Source organism: Candidatus Rokuibacteriota bacterium (assembly GCA_016188005.1).
GTDB lineage: Bacteria > Methylomirabilota > Methylomirabilia > Rokubacteriales > CSP1-6 > UBA12499.
Map to the genome: position 1 here is coordinate 83,539 of JACPIQ010000086.1, position 19,501 is coordinate 103,039.

At 70.3% G+C, this 19,501-nt stretch carries 18 protein-coding genes; 2 read left to right on the forward strand and 16 right to left on the reverse strand.

Annotated features, from left to right (window positions below; genetic code table 11):
- Positions 1-85: 85 nt before the first annotated feature.
- The 5 genes from HYV93_17230 to HYV93_17250 all read right to left on the reverse strand — a co-directional run bounded on the left by HYV93_17230 (position 86) and on the right by HYV93_17250 (position 3,683).
- On the reverse strand, positions 86-412 hold the full coding sequence (locus tag HYV93_17230; protein MBI2527711.1) for an iron-sulfur cluster assembly accessory protein: 327 nt from the start codon (positions 410-412) through the stop codon (positions 86-88).
- A 40-nt stretch (positions 413-452) separates the two neighbouring features.
- Positions 453-869: a Fe-S cluster assembly scaffold IscU gene (gene iscU, locus HYV93_17235; GenBank protein ID MBI2527712.1), complete on the reverse strand. Its 417-nt coding sequence runs from the start codon at positions 867-869 to the stop codon at positions 453-455.
- Positions 870-902: 33 nt separating this feature from the next.
- A complete protein-coding gene (locus HYV93_17240) occupies positions 903-2,129 on the reverse strand; it encodes an IscS subfamily cysteine desulfurase (GenBank protein MBI2527713.1) in 1,227 nt (408 codons plus the stop codon).
- A gap of 13 nt (positions 2,130-2,142) precedes the next feature.
- Positions 2,143-2,580 (reverse strand): Rrf2 family transcriptional regulator, encoded by a 438-nt coding sequence (locus HYV93_17245; GenBank protein ID MBI2527714.1) that lies wholly within the window; start codon positions 2,578-2,580, stop codon positions 2,143-2,145.
- A 116-nt stretch (positions 2,581-2,696) separates the two neighbouring features.
- A complete protein-coding gene (locus HYV93_17250) occupies positions 2,697-3,683 on the reverse strand; it encodes a hypothetical protein (GenBank protein MBI2527715.1) in 987 nt (328 codons plus the stop codon).
- A gap of 198 nt (positions 3,684-3,881) precedes the next feature.
- Between HYV93_17250 and HYV93_17255 the strand changes: the two genes are divergently transcribed.
- Positions 3,882-4,037, forward strand: coding sequence for a glutaredoxin family protein (locus HYV93_17255; protein MBI2527716.1), 156 nt, complete (start codon positions 3,882-3,884; stop codon positions 4,035-4,037).
- An 8-nt stretch (positions 4,038-4,045) separates the two neighbouring features.
- Here HYV93_17255 and HYV93_17260 read toward each other — a convergent pair whose 3' ends face one another.
- The 6 genes from HYV93_17260 to HYV93_17285 all read right to left on the reverse strand — a co-directional run bounded on the left by HYV93_17260 (position 4,046) and on the right by HYV93_17285 (position 14,353).
- Positions 4,046-5,401, reverse strand: coding sequence for a tetratricopeptide repeat protein (locus tag HYV93_17260; protein ID MBI2527717.1), 1,356 nt, complete (start codon positions 5,399-5,401; stop codon positions 4,046-4,048).
- A complete protein-coding gene (locus HYV93_17265) occupies positions 5,376-9,776 on the reverse strand; it encodes a VWA domain-containing protein (GenBank protein MBI2527718.1) in 4,401 nt (1,466 codons plus the stop codon). Before HYV93_17265 ends, HYV93_17260 begins: the two co-directional genes overlap by 26 nt.
- Entirely contained in the window at positions 9,773-10,666 is an 894-nt protein-coding gene (locus HYV93_17270; protein MBI2527719.1) for a DUF58 domain-containing protein, read from the reverse strand. Before HYV93_17270 ends, HYV93_17265 begins: the two co-directional genes overlap by 4 nt.
- A 4-nt stretch (positions 10,667-10,670) precedes the next feature.
- Positions 10,671-12,140 carry a hypothetical protein gene (locus tag HYV93_17275; protein MBI2527720.1) on the reverse strand — a complete coding sequence of 490 codons (1,470 nt, stop codon included), beginning with the start codon at positions 12,138-12,140 and terminating at the stop codon, positions 10,671-10,673.
- Positions 12,141-12,157: 17 nt separating this feature from the next.
- Positions 12,158-13,195, reverse strand: a complete 1,038-nt coding sequence (locus HYV93_17280; GenBank protein ID MBI2527721.1) for a MoxR family ATPase — start codon at positions 13,193-13,195, stop codon at positions 12,158-12,160.
- Positions 13,196-13,291: 96 nt separating this feature from the next.
- On the reverse strand, positions 13,292-14,353 hold the full coding sequence (locus HYV93_17285) for a glycosyltransferase family 4 protein (GenBank protein ID MBI2527722.1): 1,062 nt from the start codon (positions 14,351-14,353) through the stop codon (positions 13,292-13,294).
- 222 nt (positions 14,354-14,575) lie between these two features.
- Here HYV93_17285 and HYV93_17290 point away from each other — a divergent pair, with 222 nt between their 5' ends.
- Complete coding sequence (locus tag HYV93_17290) at positions 14,576-14,839, forward strand: zf-HC2 domain-containing protein (GenBank protein MBI2527723.1); 264 nt, start codon at positions 14,576-14,578, stop codon at positions 14,837-14,839.
- Between the two features lie 54 nt (positions 14,840-14,893).
- Here the strand turns inward: HYV93_17290 and phnE (HYV93_17295) are convergent, their stop codons facing one another.
- The 5 genes from phnE (HYV93_17295) to selD form a co-directional block, all read right to left on the reverse strand.
- Positions 14,894-15,733 carry a phosphonate ABC transporter, permease protein PhnE gene (gene phnE, locus HYV93_17295; GenBank protein ID MBI2527724.1) on the reverse strand — a complete coding sequence of 280 codons (840 nt, stop codon included), beginning with the start codon at positions 15,731-15,733 and terminating at the stop codon, positions 14,894-14,896.
- Positions 15,730-16,581, reverse strand: a complete 852-nt coding sequence (phnE, locus tag HYV93_17300; GenBank protein MBI2527725.1) for a phosphonate ABC transporter, permease protein PhnE — start codon at positions 16,579-16,581, stop codon at positions 15,730-15,732. The genes phnE (HYV93_17295) and phnE (HYV93_17300) overlap by 4 nt, the downstream gene beginning before the upstream one ends.
- Entirely contained in the window at positions 16,544-17,371 is an 828-nt protein-coding gene (locus tag HYV93_17305) for a phosphonate ABC transporter ATP-binding protein (GenBank protein MBI2527726.1), read from the reverse strand. The genes phnE (HYV93_17300) and HYV93_17305 overlap by 38 nt, the downstream gene beginning before the upstream one ends.
- Positions 17,368-18,267 carry a putative selenate ABC transporter substrate-binding protein gene (locus HYV93_17310; protein MBI2527727.1) on the reverse strand — a complete coding sequence of 300 codons (900 nt, stop codon included), beginning with the start codon at positions 18,265-18,267 and terminating at the stop codon, positions 17,368-17,370. The genes HYV93_17305 and HYV93_17310 overlap by 4 nt, the downstream gene beginning before the upstream one ends.
- Positions 18,268-18,399: 132 nt before the next feature.
- Positions 18,400-19,476 carry a selenide, water dikinase SelD gene (gene selD / locus HYV93_17315; protein ID MBI2527728.1) on the reverse strand — a complete coding sequence of 359 codons (1,077 nt, stop codon included), beginning with the start codon at positions 19,474-19,476 and terminating at the stop codon, positions 18,400-18,402.
- Between the last annotated feature and the right edge of the window lie 25 nt (positions 19,477-19,501).

Below are 19,501 nucleotides of genomic sequence, written 5' to 3' on the forward strand. Positions count from 1 at the left end.
CGAACGGGCCCGCCGGGGGCCCGTCCGCGTGCTCTGCCGGCCGCCGGTCGGTGTCGCGCCCGGCGGCCGCGACACGCCCGCGTCCCTAAGCCGAGAACGACGTCCCGCAGCCGCAGCTCGACTTGGCATTGGGGTTGACGAAGGTGAAGCCTCCCGTCAGCCCCTCGGTGACGTAGTCCAGCGTCGTCCCGTTCAGGTAGAGATAGCTCTTGGCGTCGCAGACCACCTGGACCCCGTCGATGTCGAACTTCTTGTCGTGGGGGCCCACCTCGGAGTCGAACTCCAGCGAATACGAGAGCCCCGAGCAGCCTCCGCCCTTGACCCCGACCCGCAGGTAGACGTTCTCCAGCTGCTGCGCCTGCATGAGCTGCTTCACCTGCTTCGCCGCCTTCTCGGTCAGTGCCAGTGCCATGAGAGATCGCGCCTCCTTGCGAGCGTGAGTGCGGCCGGCCTCAGGAGGCGCCGGCCCGGGCCTCGGCCACCGCCGCCGTCCACTTCTCCTTGTAGTCCTGGAGCGCCGCCTTGATGGCGTCCTCGGCCAGGACCGAGCAGTGGATCTTCACGGGCGGCAGCTTGAGCTCGTTGACGATGTCCGTGTTCTTGATGCTCGCGGCCTCGTCCACCGTGCGCCCCTTCAGCCACTCGGTGGCCAGGCTGGAGGAGGCGATGGCGCTGCCGCACCCGAAGGTCTTGAATTTCGCGTCCTCGATGACCCCCGTCTGCACGTTCACCTTGATCTGGAGCTTCATGACGTCGCCGCACTCCGGTGCCCCGACGAGCCCCGTCCCCACCCCGGGGGTGTCCTTGGAGAAGGACCCGACATTCCGGGGATTGCTGTAGTGGTCGATGACCTTGTCGCTGTATGGCATGCCGATATGCCTCCTCCCGCGCGGGCGGCCGCCCTACTCCGCCTTCCAGTGCATGGACTTCAGGTTGACCCCTTCCCTGGCCATCTCGTAGAGCGGCGACATCTCCCGGAGCCGGTGGATCACCTCGACGGTGCGCCGCGCCACGAACTCCACCTCCTCCTCGGTCGTGAACCGGTGCAGGCCGAAGCGGATCGAGGAGTGGGCCAGCTCGGCGTCCACCCCGAGAGCGGAGATGACGTAGGAAGGCTCCAGCGTCGCCGAGGTGCAGGCCGAGCCGGAGGAGAGGGCCGCTTCCTTGTTGAGCCCCATCAGCATCGACTCCCCCTCCACGTAGGCGAAGGAGATGTTCAGGTTGTGCGGCAGTCGCTTCTCGGGGTGGCCGTTGAGGTAGGCCTCGTCCACCTGGGACAGGACCTGGTCCTGGAGCCGATCCCGGAGCGCGGCGAGTCGCCGGCTCTCCTCCGGCATGAGCTCCCGGCACAGCTCCGCCGCCCGGCCGAAGCCCACGGCCAGCGGCACCGGGACCGTGCCCGACCGCATGCCGCGCTCGTGCCCGCCCCCATCGATCATCGGCGAGATCCGCACCCTGGGGTTCTTGCGCCGGACATAGAGCGCCCCGATCCCCTTGGGGCCGTAGATCAGGTGCGACGTGCAGGAGAGGAGGTCGATCCCCATCGCCTCCACGTCCACGGGGATCTTTCCCACGGCCTGGGTGGCATCCGTGTGGAAGACGATGCCCGCCTCCTTCGCCAGGCGGCCGATCTCGGCGATGGGCTGGATCGTGCCGATCTCGTTGTTGGCGAACATCACCGAGATCAGGATCGTCTTCGGGGTGAGCGCGCTCCGGACCGCCTCCACGTCCACGAGGCCGTCGGTCCCCACCTTGACGTAGGTCACCGCGAACCCCTGCCGCTCGAGGCGCTTGCACACGTCCAGCCCGGCGCGCTGCTCGATGGTGGTGGTGACGATGTGATTGCCCTTCTCCCGGTACATCTCGGCCACGCCCTTGAGCGCCAGGTTGATGGACTCGGTCCCGCCCGAGGTGAAGACGAGCTCCTTCGGGTCGCGCGCCCCGACGAGCCGCGCCACCTGCTCCCGGGCCCTGTCCAGCCCGGTCTCCGCCTCCCAGCCGAAGGGGTGGTTGCGGCTGGCCGGGTGCCCGAACTTCTCGGTGAAGTACGGGAGCATGGCATCGAGGACGCGGGGATCCACCTGCGTCGTGGACTGGCTGTCCATGAAGATCGGAAGCTTCGGCGCCATCGCAGTCGGTCTCCTATCTCGTCGCGCTCAGCGTGGGCAGCGGTGCCACCGGGTCGGCGCCGAGCTCGGCCAGCGTCATCGTGTCCAGCAGGTGGCTGATGCTCGCCTGGATCTTCTCCACCGGGCGGCGCAAGTTGCAGCGAACATACTGCGGGCAGTCATCCGCCGTCATGCAGCTGACGATCTCGAGAGGCCCTTCGAGGGCCCGAACCACCTGCCCCACCGTGATCTGGTCCTGGGCCCGGCCCAGCAGGTACCCCCCCTTGGGACCGTTGTGGCTGACGATGAGCTTCTTCTTCGCCAGGCGCTGGAGGATCTTCGCGAGCAGCTCGGGCGGGATGTTGAACTCCTCGGCGATGCGCTTGGCGCTGACCGCCTCCTCATCGGCCTTGGCGGCGATGTAGTGGATGGCCATCAGCCCGTAATCAGCCTTCTTGGTGAAGCGAAGCATGCGGTTCCCTGCCCCTCCTGCGTATCCGACCTTTTAGATCCCCGACCCTTCCAGTCGGATTCTGGCCCAGCGGGAAGACCCTGTCAAGCCTCATGTTCACCGGGGGGAGGGCCCAGCTAGCCCCAGGTCTCCCTGAGGAGGCGCGCGGCGTCTTCGGGGGACGTCTCGGTAACGTAGATGCCGCCCACCCGGGTCAGTCGATCAGGCTGGGGGATCACCTCCAGATGCCAGTGGTAGTCCTCGGCGATGGTCGCCCACTCGCCGGGCAGCACCTTGGAGGCCCGGTTGGGAGCCGTGTAGAGGGTCATCTCGAACGAGGGATCGCCGAGACTCCGCTCGAGGGCCCGGAAGTAGCCCCCCAGCAAGACAGCCAGGTCGGAGACGCTCTCCGGGGTGAGCGAGTCCTCGTAGGCGCAAGCGTGCTGGCGGGGCAGGAACCAGGCCTCGTGGGGCGCGCGCGCGGAATACGGCACCAGAGCCACGAAGTGGGCCGTCTCCTGGATCACCCGGGCACCCTCCGCCGTTTCCTGGCGGAAGATGTCGCAGTAGACGCAGCGCCGCTTGTACTGGTAGTACTCGCGCGCCTCGGTGAGCTTGCGCCGCACCTCGTCGAAGATGATGGGGATGGCGACCAGCCGCGAGTACGGGTGGCTGATCCGCGCACCGGGTTTGCGGTGGCGCCGGGTGATCAGGATGTCCCGGATGGCGAGGTCGCGCTTGAGGTCGCGGATCCGTTCGGCCCACATCCACAGGACCTGCTCCCACTGCCGCTCGGTCATGCTGGCAGGGGTGTCCTCGTGACGCGGACTCTCGACGATGAGCTCGGTGGCGCCCCGCGGGGAGATCCTGTCGTACATCCCGATGCCCTCGCGCGCCAGGGCCAGCTCGATCCGGAAGTATGGATCCGCCTCGGGGATCACCCGCACCGACCACCCCGGGCCGTCGGCCGTGGACCCGTCCTTGCGGTAGGACGCGATCGCGGGCGGCGTCAGCGCCTCGTGACCGGGGCAGAACGGGCACACCTGCCCCACCGGCGGCGAGCCCCCGGCGGGACGCACCAGCACCCACTGCCCGCGAGTGGGATCCTTCCTCAGGTCCCCCATGACCCGGCCACCTTAGAGAACCCCCGCGGGCAAGTCAAGAACGAGGAGGACAGCCACCGCATCCCGCTGCAGCCCGGCAGGGCCCTGCTGTATCTTATGAAGGAGGAGGTGCCCATGACCGTGCCTGCCGTGGTGGTTTATTCGAGCCCGACCTGAGTGCCCTGCCGTCAGGCGAAAGAGTTTCTTTCGTCTCAGGGCGTGGCCTTCCGCGACGTCAACGTGATGGAGGACGCCGAGGCCAGGCTGGACCTGGTCCGGCTCACCGGTCAGATGGCGGTGCCCGTGATCTTGGTGGGCGACGAGGTGGTGCGTGGCTTCGACAAGCCCCGGCTCCGGGCCCTCCTCGGAATCTAGGGGGGTTGTCAGTTGCCCTTCTCGCGCTGGTTCCGGAGCTTGCGCAGGTGCAGCCGCGCCACGTCCACCCAGTCCTTTTCGGAGGGCTGTGACCCGGCCAGCTGGATGTAGCGCTCCCACAGGGTGACCGCCTCGCGGGCATCCACCTTCTCGTAGACCAGCGCCAGGTTGTAGAGGGCGCCCGTGTGACGGGGATCCTGCTCGACAATCTTTCGGTACTCGCCGATGGCGTCCTGGTAGAGACCCTTGTCCTCGTACACCTCGGCCAGCCCCATCCGCGCCTCGAGATGGCGCCCGTCCAGCTCGATGGCCTTCTTGTAGGCATTCACCGACTCGTAGTAGAGCCCCTTCTCGGCGTAATAGATCCTGCCCAGGCTGACGTGCACCTTGGCGTTGAACGGGTTGTGCAGGAGCGCCTTCTGGTAGGCGCTCACCGCGCCGTTCACGTCCCCCTTCGAGGCGCGCGCATCCCCGAGCCCCACGTGGGCCTCGGCATAGAAGGGGCGTAGCTCGAGCGCCTTGCCGTAGGCCTCCACCGCCTGTTCGAAGAGGCGCCGCGGGGCCGTCAGGAAGTGGTCGCCCAGCGACTTGAAGGGCTCGGGGAAGGTGGGGTCCTGCTGGGTGGAGGCCCGGAACTGGGCGGCGGCCTTCCATCGGTTGCCGAGAGCCTGGTGGACGAGCCCCAGGGAGTACTGCGCGACGACGAACTGGGCGTCGACCTCGAGGGCGCGGGCCAGCAGCTCCGCGGCCGCCTCGTTGCCGTCCGGGACCCCGCGGGCAGCGGCGATCTGCGCCCGGACGAATGCCTCCCACGCGCGGGGTGACGCGGTGGGGGCAGCGCGCTTTTGCAGCCGCGCGGCCTCGGCCTCCGTCACCGGGACCTTGAGGGCGCGCGCGTAGGCGGCCGGCAGGCCGCGGAGCCGCTCGAGGAGGGCCCCTTCCGGCACCGGCTGCGCCTCCAGCGCCACGCGCTCGACGCGCTCCCCCTTGAGCTCGAGGTAGCGCGGCTGCAGGGAAAGTTCGCCGGCGACGCGGCGGACCTCGCCGTAGAGGGTGATGTCGGAGCGCAGGGCGCGCGCCGCCTGGAGTGCCGCCTGCTCGTCCCACGCCTCGGGCTGCGGGAGCTGACGGAGCCGGGGCCGCTCGATCTGGACCAGAGCCGGGAGGGTGACAAGCGACAGGCTGAGGGCCTGCGCCACGCTCTCCCCCAGCCACTGCTCCTCCCGCCCCAGGTCCACCGGGGCGAAGGGCAGCACGAGGACGGCGCGCGGCCTGGCCAGCGCGGAAGGCGCCTGCGCCAGCAGCAGGGCCGCAATGACCGCCGGAAGGATCCCCCGGCTAGAGTGCCTCTCGTGGGCTCGCATGTCCTGGCCCTCCTCCCCCGGGAGCGCCTCTGAGGCGAGCCAGGGCCCGCGACAGCACGCCGGCCCCCACCCGTCTCATGGCGATCTCGGGAATCAGCAGCGCGGCCACCAGCCCGACCAGCCACGGCCACAGATCCAGGGTGAGGCGCGAGCGCCGCCTCTGCTGGAGGAACGCGTCCCGCGGCTGCGCGAGCGCACTGCCCCCCGTGATCTCCGACAGCTCGCGGAGCAGGGTCTCGTCCACGCCCAGATCCCTGAACTCCTGCGCATACGGTACCACCAGCCCGGCGAGCTGGGAGCCGATCATCTGCTCACCGCGGCGCTGCGCCATCCCCACCAGGTACACCCCCTCCTGGGAGGCCGGGAATCGGCCACGGTAGCGCCCCGGCGCGACCTGCTCCAGCTCCACCACGTCGCGTTGCTTGTCGGGGGAGACGACGCCCACCTGGGAGTCCAGGAAGTTGATGAACTCGCCCTTGCTGTCCACGGCGTCGACGACCACCTCGCCGCGGTCGTCCAGCCGTGCCACCGACGCGACGGTGTCGCTGCGCGTGCCCGAGCGCACGGTCCAGCGCGTGAGCTGGGACCAGAACTTGGTGAAGCCCGGCCAGCGCTGCCAGAGCACCGCCCACTTCGCCTTGGCGTCCGAGGTGAAGGCCACGGACCGGCCGAGGCCGTAGCGCCAGGTGGCCAGGAGCGGATCCTCCTGGTGGGTCATGAGCACCATCTCGGCCGTGCCCTTGAGGCTGGTGGCCACGTAGCCGCCCAGCGGAGGCGCCTGGCGCCAGTCGATCTCCTGGACGGCCTCGTGCGCCGGGCTCGCCAGCGTGGCCCTGAAGGGCTGCTCCACCAGCGACGCCTTCGACGCCAGCTGCGTCTCGAGGGTGAAGATGCGCGGGATCGTCGAGTCGTCCTCGGTATAGTAGAAGCGCCCGCGGCCCCACTTGGCGATGTCGAACATGAGCTGCACGTCGGCATCCTTGCCGATCGCCACCGTGGACACCGTGATCTTGTCCTTGGCCATGCGGCGGACGAGTCCGGCGAAGTCGCCCCGCGTCATCTGCCCGTCGGAGAGGAAGATGACGTGCTTGAGGAGCGCCGGCCGTTCGAAGAGGAGCTGGTAGGACTCCTTGAGGGCGGGATAGCCGTCGGTCCCGCCGCCGGCCTTGATGGTCGCGATGGCGCTGTGGATGGCCTGCTTGTCCCGCGCCGGGCGAATGGGCGAGTCCCAGACGAACTCGGTATCCCAGCTCATGATCCCGACCTCGTTGCGCTCGTCCAGCAGGTCCACCACCAGGTGCGCGGCCTCCTTGGCGATGTCCAGCTTCGTGACCTTGCTGTCCGTGGTCATGGCCATGGAGCCGGACCGGTCGATGGACAGCACCACCGCCAGGCTGGGGATCTCGAGCTTCTGCTTCACCTCCATCGTCACCGGAAGAGCTTCCTCGATGGGCGTGCGGTAGTAGCCCCCCAGCCCGAAGCTCTCCTCGCCTCCGAGCATCATCAGCCCGCCGCCCTGGTCGCGGACGTAGTCGCGGATGTTCTCCATCTGCTTCTTGCCGAGCTTGAGCGAGGAGACGTTCGAGAGGATGATCCCGTCGTACTTCGCGAGCCCTGCGGCATCCTTGGGAATGCGGCCCGGCTCGACCACCTCCACGTCCACGTGCTGGGTGCGGAGCGCGGCGGCCAGGGCCTGCCCCTGGCTCCGGTCCTTCTCCGCCATGAGCACCAGCGGGCGGCCGCGCACCACGATGGTGCCCACGGCGCGGTTGTTCTCCTCGATGGTGTCCCCCTCCACCTCGATGGCGGCCTGATAGACGTGGATCCCGCTCCGCTCGAGCGACTGCCGGTATGTGTAGACGTTCTTGCCGGCGGACAGCCGGACCACCTGGGAGCCCAGGAACTCTCCGTTGCGGAAGAGCGAGAGCCGCCCCTGGGTGTCGGCCTGGCTCCAGGCCACGACCTTCGCCTGGAAGGGCTCCCCGAACTTCACCTCGTGGGGCAGCACCATGGACTCCACCACGACCTCCTGGGAGAAGGTCAGCGGGGCCGGCACGTAGTAGATGTCGGCGCCCGCGTCCTTGGCGGCCTGCGCCACCGCCAGTGCGTCGCCCGCGTTCTGCCGTCCGTCGGTGAGGAGCACGAAGCGATTCGCCTGGCCCGGCGGTGCCGTGGCCAGCGCCAGCTGGAGGGCCTGCGCCAGGTTGGTACCGCGGCCCGGCGGGCGCACCTGCGGCCGCTCCAGCCTCGGGGAGGGGCGCAGCGGCTGATCCACCACGGCCTCTTCCCCGAACACGATGAGCCCCGTCTGGTCCCGCTGCCGCATGGCCGCGGCCGACTGCGCGGCGAAGCGGAAGGCGTTCTCGCGGGCCGCCAGGCTCACGCTGTCGGAGACGTCCAGCAGGAAGAGCACGTTGAGCTGGTCCACCCAGCGCGGGGCCACGGGCCGGGCGAGCGCCACCAGCAAGGCCGCCACGAGCACGCAGCGCAGCCCGAGCGCCCAGCGGTCCCCGGCGGCGTGCGGCAGGCCGAGCCGGCCGGCGGTCTGGCGCCGCCAGTAGAGGAGTCCCTCGAGCGCCAGCACGAGGAGGGCCAGCAGGACGAAGTACGGCCAGAGCTCGCGTAGCACCGCCACCGGAGCCGTCTCGGCACGCGCGCCCTCGACGACGGCCGGCAGGGGCCGTGGCGTCAGGTCGGACTCCTCGGCGTTCATGAGGTTGACGGCGACCCGCGTCTCACCCCGCGTGGTGCCCACGCTGTACACGCCCACCTCGTCGGTGTCGGTGAAGCTCGCGACGCCCCGCGTGACCTGCGCCTGGGTGCTCCGGCCCGACGGTGTCGTCACGGTCGCGGTGGTGACGCCGTGCTCCACCGGCAACAGGATCGGCCGGCCCGCCTGGAGTTGCAGGCTCGACTGGTCGAGGCCCGCGGGGTGAAGCCAGCGCAGGCTCTTGGAGAGCATGAGCGGGAAGGCGACCCGGAGCGGGAAGTCGGACTTGAACAGGTCGAAGCCGAAGAACACCGCCTTGCGCTCCTGCTCCTCCAGCACGTAGATGAGGGGACCGCCCACGGCCTCCACCAGCGTCTTCCCGGCGGCCAGCGGCCGGACCCGCAGCGCCTCCTCGATGGCGACCTTGGCGAAGTCGATCTGGCGCATGATCGGGTGCGCCCGGTCCCAGTCCATGATCACGGGCCCCTCGAGACGCCCCAGGACCTCCAGCGGCACGTCCGGCGGGGCCGTGTTGACGAGCACGAAGCGCCCGTTCCCGATCCGCGGCGGGCTCGCGCTGTCCACGACCACGACGTCGAACCCCTCCATGCCCCCCTGGTAGGCGTCCGGCGTGCGCGTCTCCAGCTGCACCTGCGGATCGGTGCGAAGGACCTTCTCGAGGAAGAGGTTGCCAGGGCTCACCAGCAGCACCGCGATCGCCCGCGGCGGCGGGATCACCGCGTGCGCCACGTTGTCGGCCTCGAGGTCGTCCGACACGTCGATGCGGGCGCGCACGACGCCTCCGCCCGGGTGGCTGAACGGCAGCACGAGCGCGCGCCTCACCTGGGGTTCGAGGGCCAGGGACTTCTCCGCGATGAGCTCGCCGTCCAGGGTGAGCGTCAGCGTGAAGGTCTGGGGCTCCTGGGAGAAGTTCACCACCGAGAGGAAGGCCTGCGACTCGAAGGAGCCGAAGTAGTTTCGGCGCACGGCCAGGTTCGTGATGGCCACGTTGCGCCCTCGCTCGCCCACCCCGACCCACCGGACGCGGACGTCGTCGCCCTGGGCCTGGAGGGCGGCCGGGTGCGCGCCGTCGGTGAAGACGTGGATCTCCGCTCTGGCGTCCGAGCCCACCAGCGCGCGAGCGGTCCGGACCCCGTCACCCAGGCGATCGGGCAGGTCTCGCGCACGCAGCCCGCGGAGGGCCGCGACGACGACATCACGGTCGCGGGTGAACGGCACCGGCACCTTCGGCTGGATGCCGGACTCGATCACCATGACCTCGGCGCCAGCGCCCAGGCGGCCCACGAGGTCCAGCGCCTGCCGCTGCGCGCGAGCGAAGCGCGACGGGCTCACGTCGCGGGCCTGCATGGAGGCGGAGGTGTCCATCACGACGACGATCTTCTTGGCCCCGTAGCCCATCACCGTCACGGCCGGCCGCGCCAGGGCCACGGTGAGCGCAAGGAGCGCCAGGATCTGGAGCCACATGAGGGGATCGCGCTGCAGGCGCTGGAAGAAGGCCGAGGCCTCGCGGTCGCGGAGCGAGGGGTCCCACAGGAGGAGACTCGACACGCTCTGCTGTCGTCGCCTGACCTTCAGGAAGTACAGGAGCAGCAGCGGGACGGCCAGGGTCGCCAGCAGCAGGGAGAACGGGCTGAGGAAGCTCATGCGAGCAGGAAGCCCTTGAGCTGCCCCAGCATGAACTCCTCCACCGGCGTGTCGGTCACCACCCGGTGGTAACTGATCTCGTTGGCCCGACAGAAGCCCTCGGCGCGCTCGAGGAAGTCGTGGAGCCGCTGCCGGTACGCCCGCAGCGCCTCCCCGTCCAGGGTGAGGTCCCGCTCCTCACCCGTCTCGGAGTCCAGCAGGCGCAGGTCCCCGCCGAAGGCGGGGCTCATCTCCTCCGGGGCGAGGAGATGGATGACGTGGACGTCGAAGCGCCGCTCCAGCAGCGCCTTGAGGCCGCGCTCGTACCCGGCCGGGTCCAGCAGGTCCGAGACCAGCACCGCCAGTCCTGCCTCCCGGGCCCGGAGCGCGTACGTCGCGAGGCTCTCATTGAGCGACGTGGCGCCTCCGGATTGGAGCCGGCCGAGGAAGTCCATCAGCGGCATGGCCTGCGTGCGGCCGCGGGTGGGGGCCCACCCCTCGGCGAGCCGGTCACGGAGGGCCCCCACGCCCACGCGCTCGTGATTGACGAGCCCCACGAAGCCCAGCGCCGCGGCCAGGCGCGCCGCGTAGGCGAGCTTGGAGGGATCGCCGATACCCATGGAGGCGGAGGCGTCCAGGAGCAGGTGCAGACACAGGTCCTCCTCGTCCACGAAGAGCTTGACGTAGAGCCGGTCGAGGCGGCCGTAGATGTTCCAGTCCACGTAGCGGAGGTCGTCGCCCCAGCCGTAAGGGCGGTAGTCCGAGAACTCGACACTCATGCCCTTGCGGGGGCTGCGCCGTTCGCCCTTCACCCGCCCGCGGAACGACCGCCTCGAGAGGAGGGCGAGCCGCTCCAGCTGAGCCAGGAAGTCCGTCGAGAGCAGCTCCTGCCCTCTGGCCGCCGTCGCCACGCGGCTATTTCTCGTCCAGGGACTGGAAGTACTGCTTGACCTGGGTCTGGAAGTCTCGCGGGACCTGCTCCCGCGCGATGGCCTCTTCCATCATCTTGCGGTACTGCCCGACCACACCCAGGTACTGCAGACGGGAGGGCAGGTTCGCGCCCCGGCCGAGCAGGTTGGTGTCGAACCCTTCCTTCCGCCCCGCGCGCGACTCCCCATCGACACCGACGTCGAAGGGGTTGGCCCGGAGCCGCTGGGTGGGGTCGCCCTTGCGGCTCGGGCTCTTCCCCTTGCCCGGATAGAGCCCCTCGCCGCCCTCGGGGAAGTCGCCCTCCTCCCCGGGGCCGCCCTGCCCCTGCCCGCGGTCTCTCTGCGCGCCGCGCCGGTCGGTCTCGCGCCCGCCGCGCAGCCCCTTGCCGTCGCGCCCCCCCTCCTCCAGGGACCGCAGCTTCGAGAGCGCGCGCTCCATGGCCTCCATGGCCTTGTCCGTCTGGCCCTGCTCCAGCGCCTCCATCCCCTCGCCGACGTCCCCGGCCCATGGGTTCTCCGCTCCGCCCTTGCGCCCGAGCCGCTCCATCTCGTTCAGCAGCTCGCGGAGCTTCTCCGGGGAGAGCTGGTCGGGACGCAGGCCCCCGCGCAGCGCCTTGGTCCGCTGGAACATGACCTTGTACTGGCTCTGGGTGAAGTCGCGCTGCAGGTCAGGCAAGCGGTCCACCTGCTCGAGCATCCGGATGCGCTCGTCGCCCTTCTTGAGGAATGAGTTGAAGTCGGGGCTCCGGCTGGCAAGGGAGGTGTCCTTGAAGATCGCCGTCAGGTCTCCCGGCTGCGTCTGTCCGCCCGCGCCTTGCCGCGGCACGAGACTCCGCTCCTGCACGTCGGCGCGCGGGAAGGCCTCTCGCTTGGATGCCCGGGGCCGCTCGTCCTGCTGGAGCGGCCCCGAGCGCTCCGGAGCCTTCTCTTCGTCCTCGTCGGTCTTGGCCGAGAAGTTGGGCAAGCCGCCCTTGGGCAGCGGGATCGGCGGGGCCAAGGCGAGGATGAGCCCGAGAGCCAGGGGCACGGGGATGAATTTCGCCTCACGCGGCAGGAGCCGCCGGATGATGCGCCGGCTCTCCAGCCGCTCGGCCCTGGCGAGCGTGTCGGCCACCAGGGCCTCGACGAGGGGAGTCCGGTCGGGACGCTCCGCCCACTCCAGACAGGTGGCCAGCCGATCCTGGAAGCCGAGGCCCCTGTCGGCGAGCCGGGCCGCCTCGCCGGCGGGCACGCGCTTGAGGGCACCCACGAGGGCACCTGCACCAGCGCCCAGGACCAGGAGCCCCCCGGCCATTGCCATGGCGGCGGCCCCCAGCGTCTCCCTCAGCGCCAGCACCACCGCAGCCACGAGCGCGGCCACGAACAGCCCGCGCAGGGCGAAGAACTCCGCCCGGCGCAACCGCACCTGCCCTGTGACGTTCCGGACCAGCCGGTGGAGGATACCTGGATCGGCCATCGCCCTCCCCTTCTGGGCTACCGCAGGAACGCGTCCTTCCCGGCGGCGCTCAGGCTCTCGGCGGCGTCCAGGAGCTGCTCGATGAGGCGATCGGCGTCCACGCCCTCCGCCTCGCCCTCGAAGTTGAGGATGATGCGGTGGCGGAGCGCGGGCAGCGCCATGGCGCGGAGATCGTCCACGCTCACGTTGTACCGTCCGTCGGCGAGCGCCCGGACCTTGGCGCCGAGCACCAGCGCCTGCGCGCCGCGGGGGCTCGAGCCGTACCGGACGAAGCGGCGGGTCGCCTCGGGCGCGCGTTCCCACTGCGGGTGGCTCGCGAGCACGATCAGCGACGCGAGGTCGCGGATATGGGAGGCGATGGGAACTTCCCGGATCAGTTCCCGGTAGCTCGCCACCTGGGGCCCGGTCATGACCCGGTCCACGGCCACTTCCCTGACGCGGGTGGTGCGATTGATGATCTCGTTCAGCTCCTCCAGCGCCGGGTACTTGACCCGGAGCTTGAAGACGAAGCGGTCGAGCTGCGCTTCGGGCAGCGGGTAGGTGCCCTCCATCTCGATGGGGTTCTGCGTCGCCAGGACGAAGAAGGGCACCGGGAGCATGTGCGCCGTTCCCGAGACCGTGACGCTCCCCTCCTGCATCCCCTCCAGCAGCGCCGACTGGGTCTTGGGGGTCGCGCGGTTGACCTCGTCCGCCAGCAGGATGTGGCCGAAGATGGGCCCCCGCTGGAACTGGAAGTGCTTCCGGCCGGCTGGGTCCTCGACGATCATGTTGGTGCCGATGATGTCGCCCGGCATCAGGTCGGGCGTGAACTGGATCCGGGAGAAGGAGAGGTCCAGGGAGGCCGCCAGCGTCCGGATCAGCAGCGTCTTGCCGAGCCCCGGAACGCCCTCGAGGAGGACGTGGCCGCCGGCGAAGAGACCGATAAGCACGTGATCGATGACGTCGTCGTGCCCGACGATGACCTTCTGAACTTCCGAGCGGAGGGTCTGGAACGCGGCGACGAACTCACGGGCGCGCTGCGTCTGCGTCTCGCCGGAGGGAGCGGCGTGGTCCATTCGAGCTCCTTTCGCATCAGTGGGTCTGACGGCAGCGCGACATCGAAGTCATGATATGGGTCGTTCCGCGACCCGTCAACCTGAAGGCCCCCCGGTTCAGGCTCCTCGCAGGACCCCGCATAGCTTTCCGTACAGCGCGAGGTAACCCCCGAGCTCGCGCTCCGGGCCGAAGCGCTCGCGGACGCGGGCCCGCGCCGTCTCTCCGAGCCGACGGCGCAGCTCGCGGTCGCCGAGAAGGAGGTCGAGCTTGCGCGCGAACGTTTCCGGCCCGGCGAAGAGCAGTCCGGTGACGCCGTCCTCGACCAGCGAGCGGTTGCCCGCGATGTCCGAGGCCAGCACGGCGCGCCCGAGGGCCATCGCCTCGAGCACGGAATTGGCCATGCCTCCCTCGGAGATGGAGCAGTTGAGCACGACGTCCGCGGCCTCCAGGAGCCCGCGCATGCGCTGGTGCGGCACTGCCCCGAGGAAGCGGGCCCAGGGGCGCCCGCGGATCGCGGCGAGCAGCGCTTCGCCCTCGGCCGGGTCGAGGATGGGCCCCACGTAGCGCAGCTCGAGGCCCGGGTGGCGCAGCGCCAGCGCGTCCACGGGAGCCAGCGGGAAGAGCGGGGCCTTCACCATCCGGATGCCCGCCGGAAAGAGCAGCGAGGGACCCGACGGCGGCGGTGGCGCGACGGCGAGCCAGTGCGCCGCGCCCTGGCCTGGCTCCTCGTCGTCGAACGATGCGCTCTGTGGCACCACGTGGAGCCGGTCGGCCATCCCGGGAAGCGCCTCGATGATCCGCGAGGCCATGGACCGGTGGAACACAGTGATGCCGGCGGCTGCCTCGAGGGTCTCGCGCACGACGTCGGCGCGCTCCGGATCGAAGAGGTCGTGGTTGGCGTCCGTCCCGGTGATGGTCAGGAGCAGCGGCAAGCCCGCGGTGCGCGCGAGCCGGAGAGCCAGCGGGCCCACGCGGTAGGCGTGGAAGGCGTGCACGAGCGCGGGGGCAAAGGCCAGGATCTCCTGCTCGATGAGACCCGCGGGCATCCGCGACACGTCCCAGACGCCCAGCTCCATGCCGCGGCTCCTGAGGCCCCGCGCGATGCGCTCCACGGTGATGGCATTGCCCCGCACGGATGGATGGGCGAAGGGAGTCAGCAAGGCCACTCGCGGCGCCATGCTCGCCAAGCCTACACTCCCCTCGGGGCCCTCGCAATCCTCGACCGCCGGCCGGGGTCCCCTGAGACGCCCCGCACCGGGGCCGCCGTCGCCGCTCTGCACCCATCGCCCCCCGGCCGCCCTCTTAAGGACGGCTGGCGATCTCCCGCGGCTGTGGTAAGGTCTGTCCGGGTGCCGGCCACTCACGGGTCCGCCGACGAGGCGCGACCAACGGAGAGGTGGATGGACGAGGACTCATCCGAGCTGCACTGTCGGGAGTGCGTGGACCTGCTGGCCGACTACGTGGACGGAACCCTGCCGAAGGCGCAAGCGGAGTTGCTGGACTGGCACCTGGATGGCTGCGCGCCCTGCGTCGCCTTCGTCAACACCTACAAGGGCACCGTCGACGCGGCCAGGCGGCTGCGCGAGACGAAGATCCCCCCCGAACTGCACCGCAAGCTGGTAACCTTTCTCAAGCGCCCCGCCCAGACGGAGTCGTGGCCCTAGCTCGGGGGGTCGGTGGCCCCGGCGCCTCGCGGTCGAGGAAATCCGAGACACGTCTCAGACCACGCGGCGGCGGAGGTAGGCGCTGAGCGCGTCCACCAGCGTGACCATCGCGTAGACGGCGAGGATCAGCGTCAGCAGCTCGCGCTCGAGGAAGAGGCTGATGGCGACGTGGATGCGCTGCCCGAGCCCTCCCGCGCCCACCAGCCCCAGGATCGCCGCCGCCCGGATATTGACCTCCCAGCGGTACAGCGCGTAAGAGAGGAACTGCGGGGCCGCCTGGGGGAGCATGCCGTAGAGGAGGATGCGGAGGCGACCGGCCCCGGTGGAGGCAAGCGCCTCCAGGGGACGCGGATCCACATCCTCCAGCGTCTCGCCGAAGAGCTTTCCCAGCACCCCGGCCGTGTGAAAGCCGAGCGCCAGCGCGCCAGGGAAGGGCCCCAACCCGACCACGAAGACGAAGATCACGGCCCACAGCAGCTCGGGGATCGTGCGCAGGAAGGCCAGGAGCGCCCTGCCGGCCGCGCAGACGGCCATGCGGCCGAGCCGGGCGGCCGGGGAGAGGCGGCGGCTTTCGTAGAGGACGCCGCGATAGAGGAGCGTGCGCGTGGCGACCAGCGAGAGGGGCAGGGCAAGACCCACGGCGAGGAGCGAGCCGACGAAGGAGATGGCGAAGGTCTCGACAGCGCCCTGGGCGTCGCTCGCCAGCGCCGCGCGCGACAGGTCGGGCGGGAAGAGCCGCGCCACGTAGGCCACCATCTGGCCCGCCGCCTCGCCGGCCAGCAGGCCCCTGAGGTCCACCTCCGTACCCTGATAGGACCACGCGACGAGGCCCGCCCCCGCCGCGAGGGTGAGCCACCTGGCGCGTGCGTGACCGCGCGGGCGGGCCGGGATCATCGCAGGAACGGGGCGCGCAACCGGCCGCTCACCAGATCCACGCCCGTGACCAGCACGAAGAGCATCATCAGCAGGGTCGCCACCTCGTCGAACTGGAACATCCGCATGGACAGCTCGATCTGCTGGCCGAGCCCGCCGGCGCCGACCAGGCCCAGGATCGACGAGGCGCGGATGGCGCACTCCCAGCGGTAGAGCGTGTAGGAGACGAAGGAGGGCAGGGCCTGCGGCACCAGCCCGTAGAGGACGATCCCGGGCCGGGCCGCACCACTGGCATGCAGCGCCTCGAGGGGGCGCGGGTTCGCCGATTCCAGGATCTCGGAGTAGACCTTCGCGAGCATCCCCCCGTACGCCACGCCGATCGCGAGAACGCCGGGGAAGGGCCCGAGGCCCACGGCGCGGACGAAGAGCAGCGCCCACACGTACTCCGGGATGGAACGGAAGACCGAGGAGAGCGCCCGGGCCACCGCATAGGGCACGAAGCCGACGAGCCAGCGGCCCGGCCGGCTCCGCCGCTCGTGGAGCACGCCACTCCAGGACAGGGTCGAGGTGCCGATGAGCCCCAGAGGCAGGCCGATGAGGACCGCGATGACCATCCCCATCACCGAGATCTGCACTGTCTCGAGGACCGGCCGGACCATGAGTCCGAGGAAGTCGAGCGACAGCCGCGGCGGCAGGCTCCCGCGCAGGAAGCGGAGCACGTTGTCCAGCGCATCGCCCTCGAGGAGACGCCTGGGATCAGCCTGTGCCACGTGGAGCGAGCCCACGAGGGCGATCAGGAGGGCGCCCGTCAGGACGTACGGGAAGGCGGACTTACGGGCCGAAGCCGGGAAGCGGTCGGCAGGCAGCACCGAAGGGCCCTGGGCCGTGGCGCAGCGGCTCCCGGTCGGCGTCCTCGCCCGGGTCACCGGCGTAGAGCCCCGCGAGAAGCTCACCGGTCACCTTCTCGGGAGCGAGGTCGAAGCGCACCCGACCATCGCGGACGCCGACGATGCGCGGGAAGCAGGCCAGGGCCAGGTCCACGCTGTGCAGGTTCACGAGGAGCGTCTTCCGCGAATGGGCCGACAGCTCGGTCAGGAGCGCCACGATGCTCACGGCCAGCGAGGGGTCCACGGAGGAGACCGGCTCGTCGGCGAGGATGATGTCGGGGTTCTGCACGAGCACGCGGGCGATGGCCACCCGCTGCTGCTGGCCGCCAGACAGCTCGTCGGTGCGAGCGTGCAGCTTCTCCGGGATGCCCACCTGCGCCAGCGCCCGGCCGGCTCCCTCGGCGTCCTGCGGACGGAAGAAGGAGTACAGCGCCCGCGCCGTGGACCAGCGCCCGAGATGCCCGGCGAGCACGTTGTGCACGACGCGGAGCCGGCCCACCAGATTGTGCTGCTGGTAGATCGTGCCGATCCGCATCCGTGCCCGGCGAAGCTGGGTGTCCGACAGCGAGGCCACGTCCGTCCCGGCGAGCCTCACGGTCCCGGATGTGGGGCGCAACGTGAGGTTCATGGTCCGGAAGAGCGTGGTCTTTCCGGCCCCGCTCGGGCCGATGACGGCAACCTGCTCACCCGGGCCCACCGTCAGCGAGAGGCCGTCCAGGGCGACCGTCCCGTCGGCGAAGGCCTTGCAGACGTCCCGGAGCTCGTACGTCACCGCAGCAGCCCCGCGGCGATGGCCGCCTCCTCGGTCGCCTTCCAGTCGGCGTCAATGGCGCGGATGTACTTCCTGGTGCGGTGCAGGTCGAGGAGCTTTCGGTGCTCCGGGTTCCCGTGGTCGAGCTTGAGGAAGGCCGCCGTGATTCGATCCAGGAGTCCCTGGTCCAGCTCCCCGCGCGCGGTCCAGACATAGTCCACGTAGGGCGGCGTCGTGTGGAAGACGGCCACCCTCGACGGATCCACCTTCTTCTGCTGGACCAGCTTGTCCCAGACCAGGAAGTTCAGCGCGCCGGCGTCCACCTTGCCCGACTCCACCCACAGCGCCGTGGCGTCGTGCGCGCCCGAGAAGGCCACCTGCCTGAAGTCCTTCTCGGGCGTGATTCGCGCCTGGAGGAGGAAGTAGCGGGGCATCAGGTGGCCGGAGGTGGAGGACACCGAGCCGAAGGAGAAGGTCTTGCCCCGGAGGGCCTCGAGGCTCTTGATGCCCGAGCCCGGGCGCGCCACGAAGACCGACTTGAACTCGGCATCTTCCTGGCGAAGAACCAGCCGCCGCGCCGTGCCGGCGGTGCGCCGCACGGCCTGCACCGACGTGAAGCCCCCGTACCAGACGAGGTCCAGCTTCCGGGCGGCGAGCCCCTCGACCGTCGCGGCATAGTCGACCACCGGGGTGAACCGGACCTTCATGCGAAGCTCGCGCGAGAGGTACTCGGCGAAGGGGGTGTAGATGCGCGCGAGCTCGCTGGGACTCTCGTCAGGGATCGCCGAGACCCTCAACACCTCGGGGGTCTCGCCCCCGGCCAGGGCGACTTCCGCCGCCGCCAGCATCAGCACCGCCGCCGTGAGGACCGCCCTCAGGAGCGCGAGTAGCGCCGGACGACTCAGATGCAATCCCATACCGCCGTTGGGATGCGGACTCGGGCGAGCGGGATTCGCTCCCAGCTCACATCGGCATGACCGATGCTCGGCGCACGGACGAATCGAGCAGGTCTATGGCACGAGCCACCGCGGGCAGTGGCTCCGGCCGTCTCAGGACACGGCGATCTTCACCGCGGCCGTCACCTCCCCGATCTCCCAGCAACGCTCCCCGCGGCGAGCGAAACCCTCCAGCACGCCGCTGCGGCGCGCGGCCGGGGCCGAGAAAAGCAGCCCGCCTGAGGTCTCGGCCTCGAAGAGGAGTCCGACGAGGGCCTCGCTGACGGCGGCGTCGATGGCGAGCCGTCCGCTCTGGCCGAAGGTCTGCTCGATGTGACGCCGGTTGCGCTTCATGCCGCCGCTCCAATGCCCCTTCTCCGCCAGGGCCAGCGCCCCCGGCAGCACCGGCAGATCTCTCGCGGAGAGCGCGATGCCGGCCTGAGAGGCCTCCACCATCTCGGCGGCGTGGCCCAGGAGACCGAAGCCGGTGACGTCGGTGGCGCCTCGGACGCCGGCCTCCTGCGCGACCTCCGCGGCCGCCCGGTTCAGGCGCAGCATGCTCTCGACGGCGCCGTCCAGCGTCGCGGGATCACAGGCGTCCGCCTTCGCCGCCGTGGCGATGACGCCGGTGCCCAGCGGCTTGGAGAGGAAGAGGCGCTCGCCCGGCAGCAGCCCGCCCTTGATGAAGATCCGCGAGGGGTGGACCCGCCCCGTGACGCACAGCCCGTACTTGGGCTCGGCGTCCACGACGGTGTGGCCGCCGGCGATGACTCCCCCGGCCTCGCGCACCTTGTCGGCACCCCCGCGGAAGATGGCCGCGATGATCTCCTTGGGGAGGTCCCGCGGAAAGCCTGCCACGTTCAGGGCGAAGACCACCTGCCCGCCCATGGCGTACACGTCGGACATGGCGTTGGCGGCCGCGATGGCGCCGTAGCGGTAGGGGTCGTCGACGATGGGGGGGAAGAAGTCCACCGTCTCCACCACCGCGACCTCGTCGCTGATGCGATAGACCGCGGCATCGTCGCTGGCCCCGAGTCCCACGAGCAGGTCGGGATGCTCCTCCTGCTTGAGCCCCGCAAGCACGTCCCGGAGATCCCCGGGACCCATCTTGGAGGCTCAGCCGGCGCAGGCCGCGTAGCTGGTGAGACGGATCTCCTTGCCGCTGCGGGGTGCTGGCGTCGAAGTGTCCATGGGCTCCAGAGGCCTCGTGACGTTT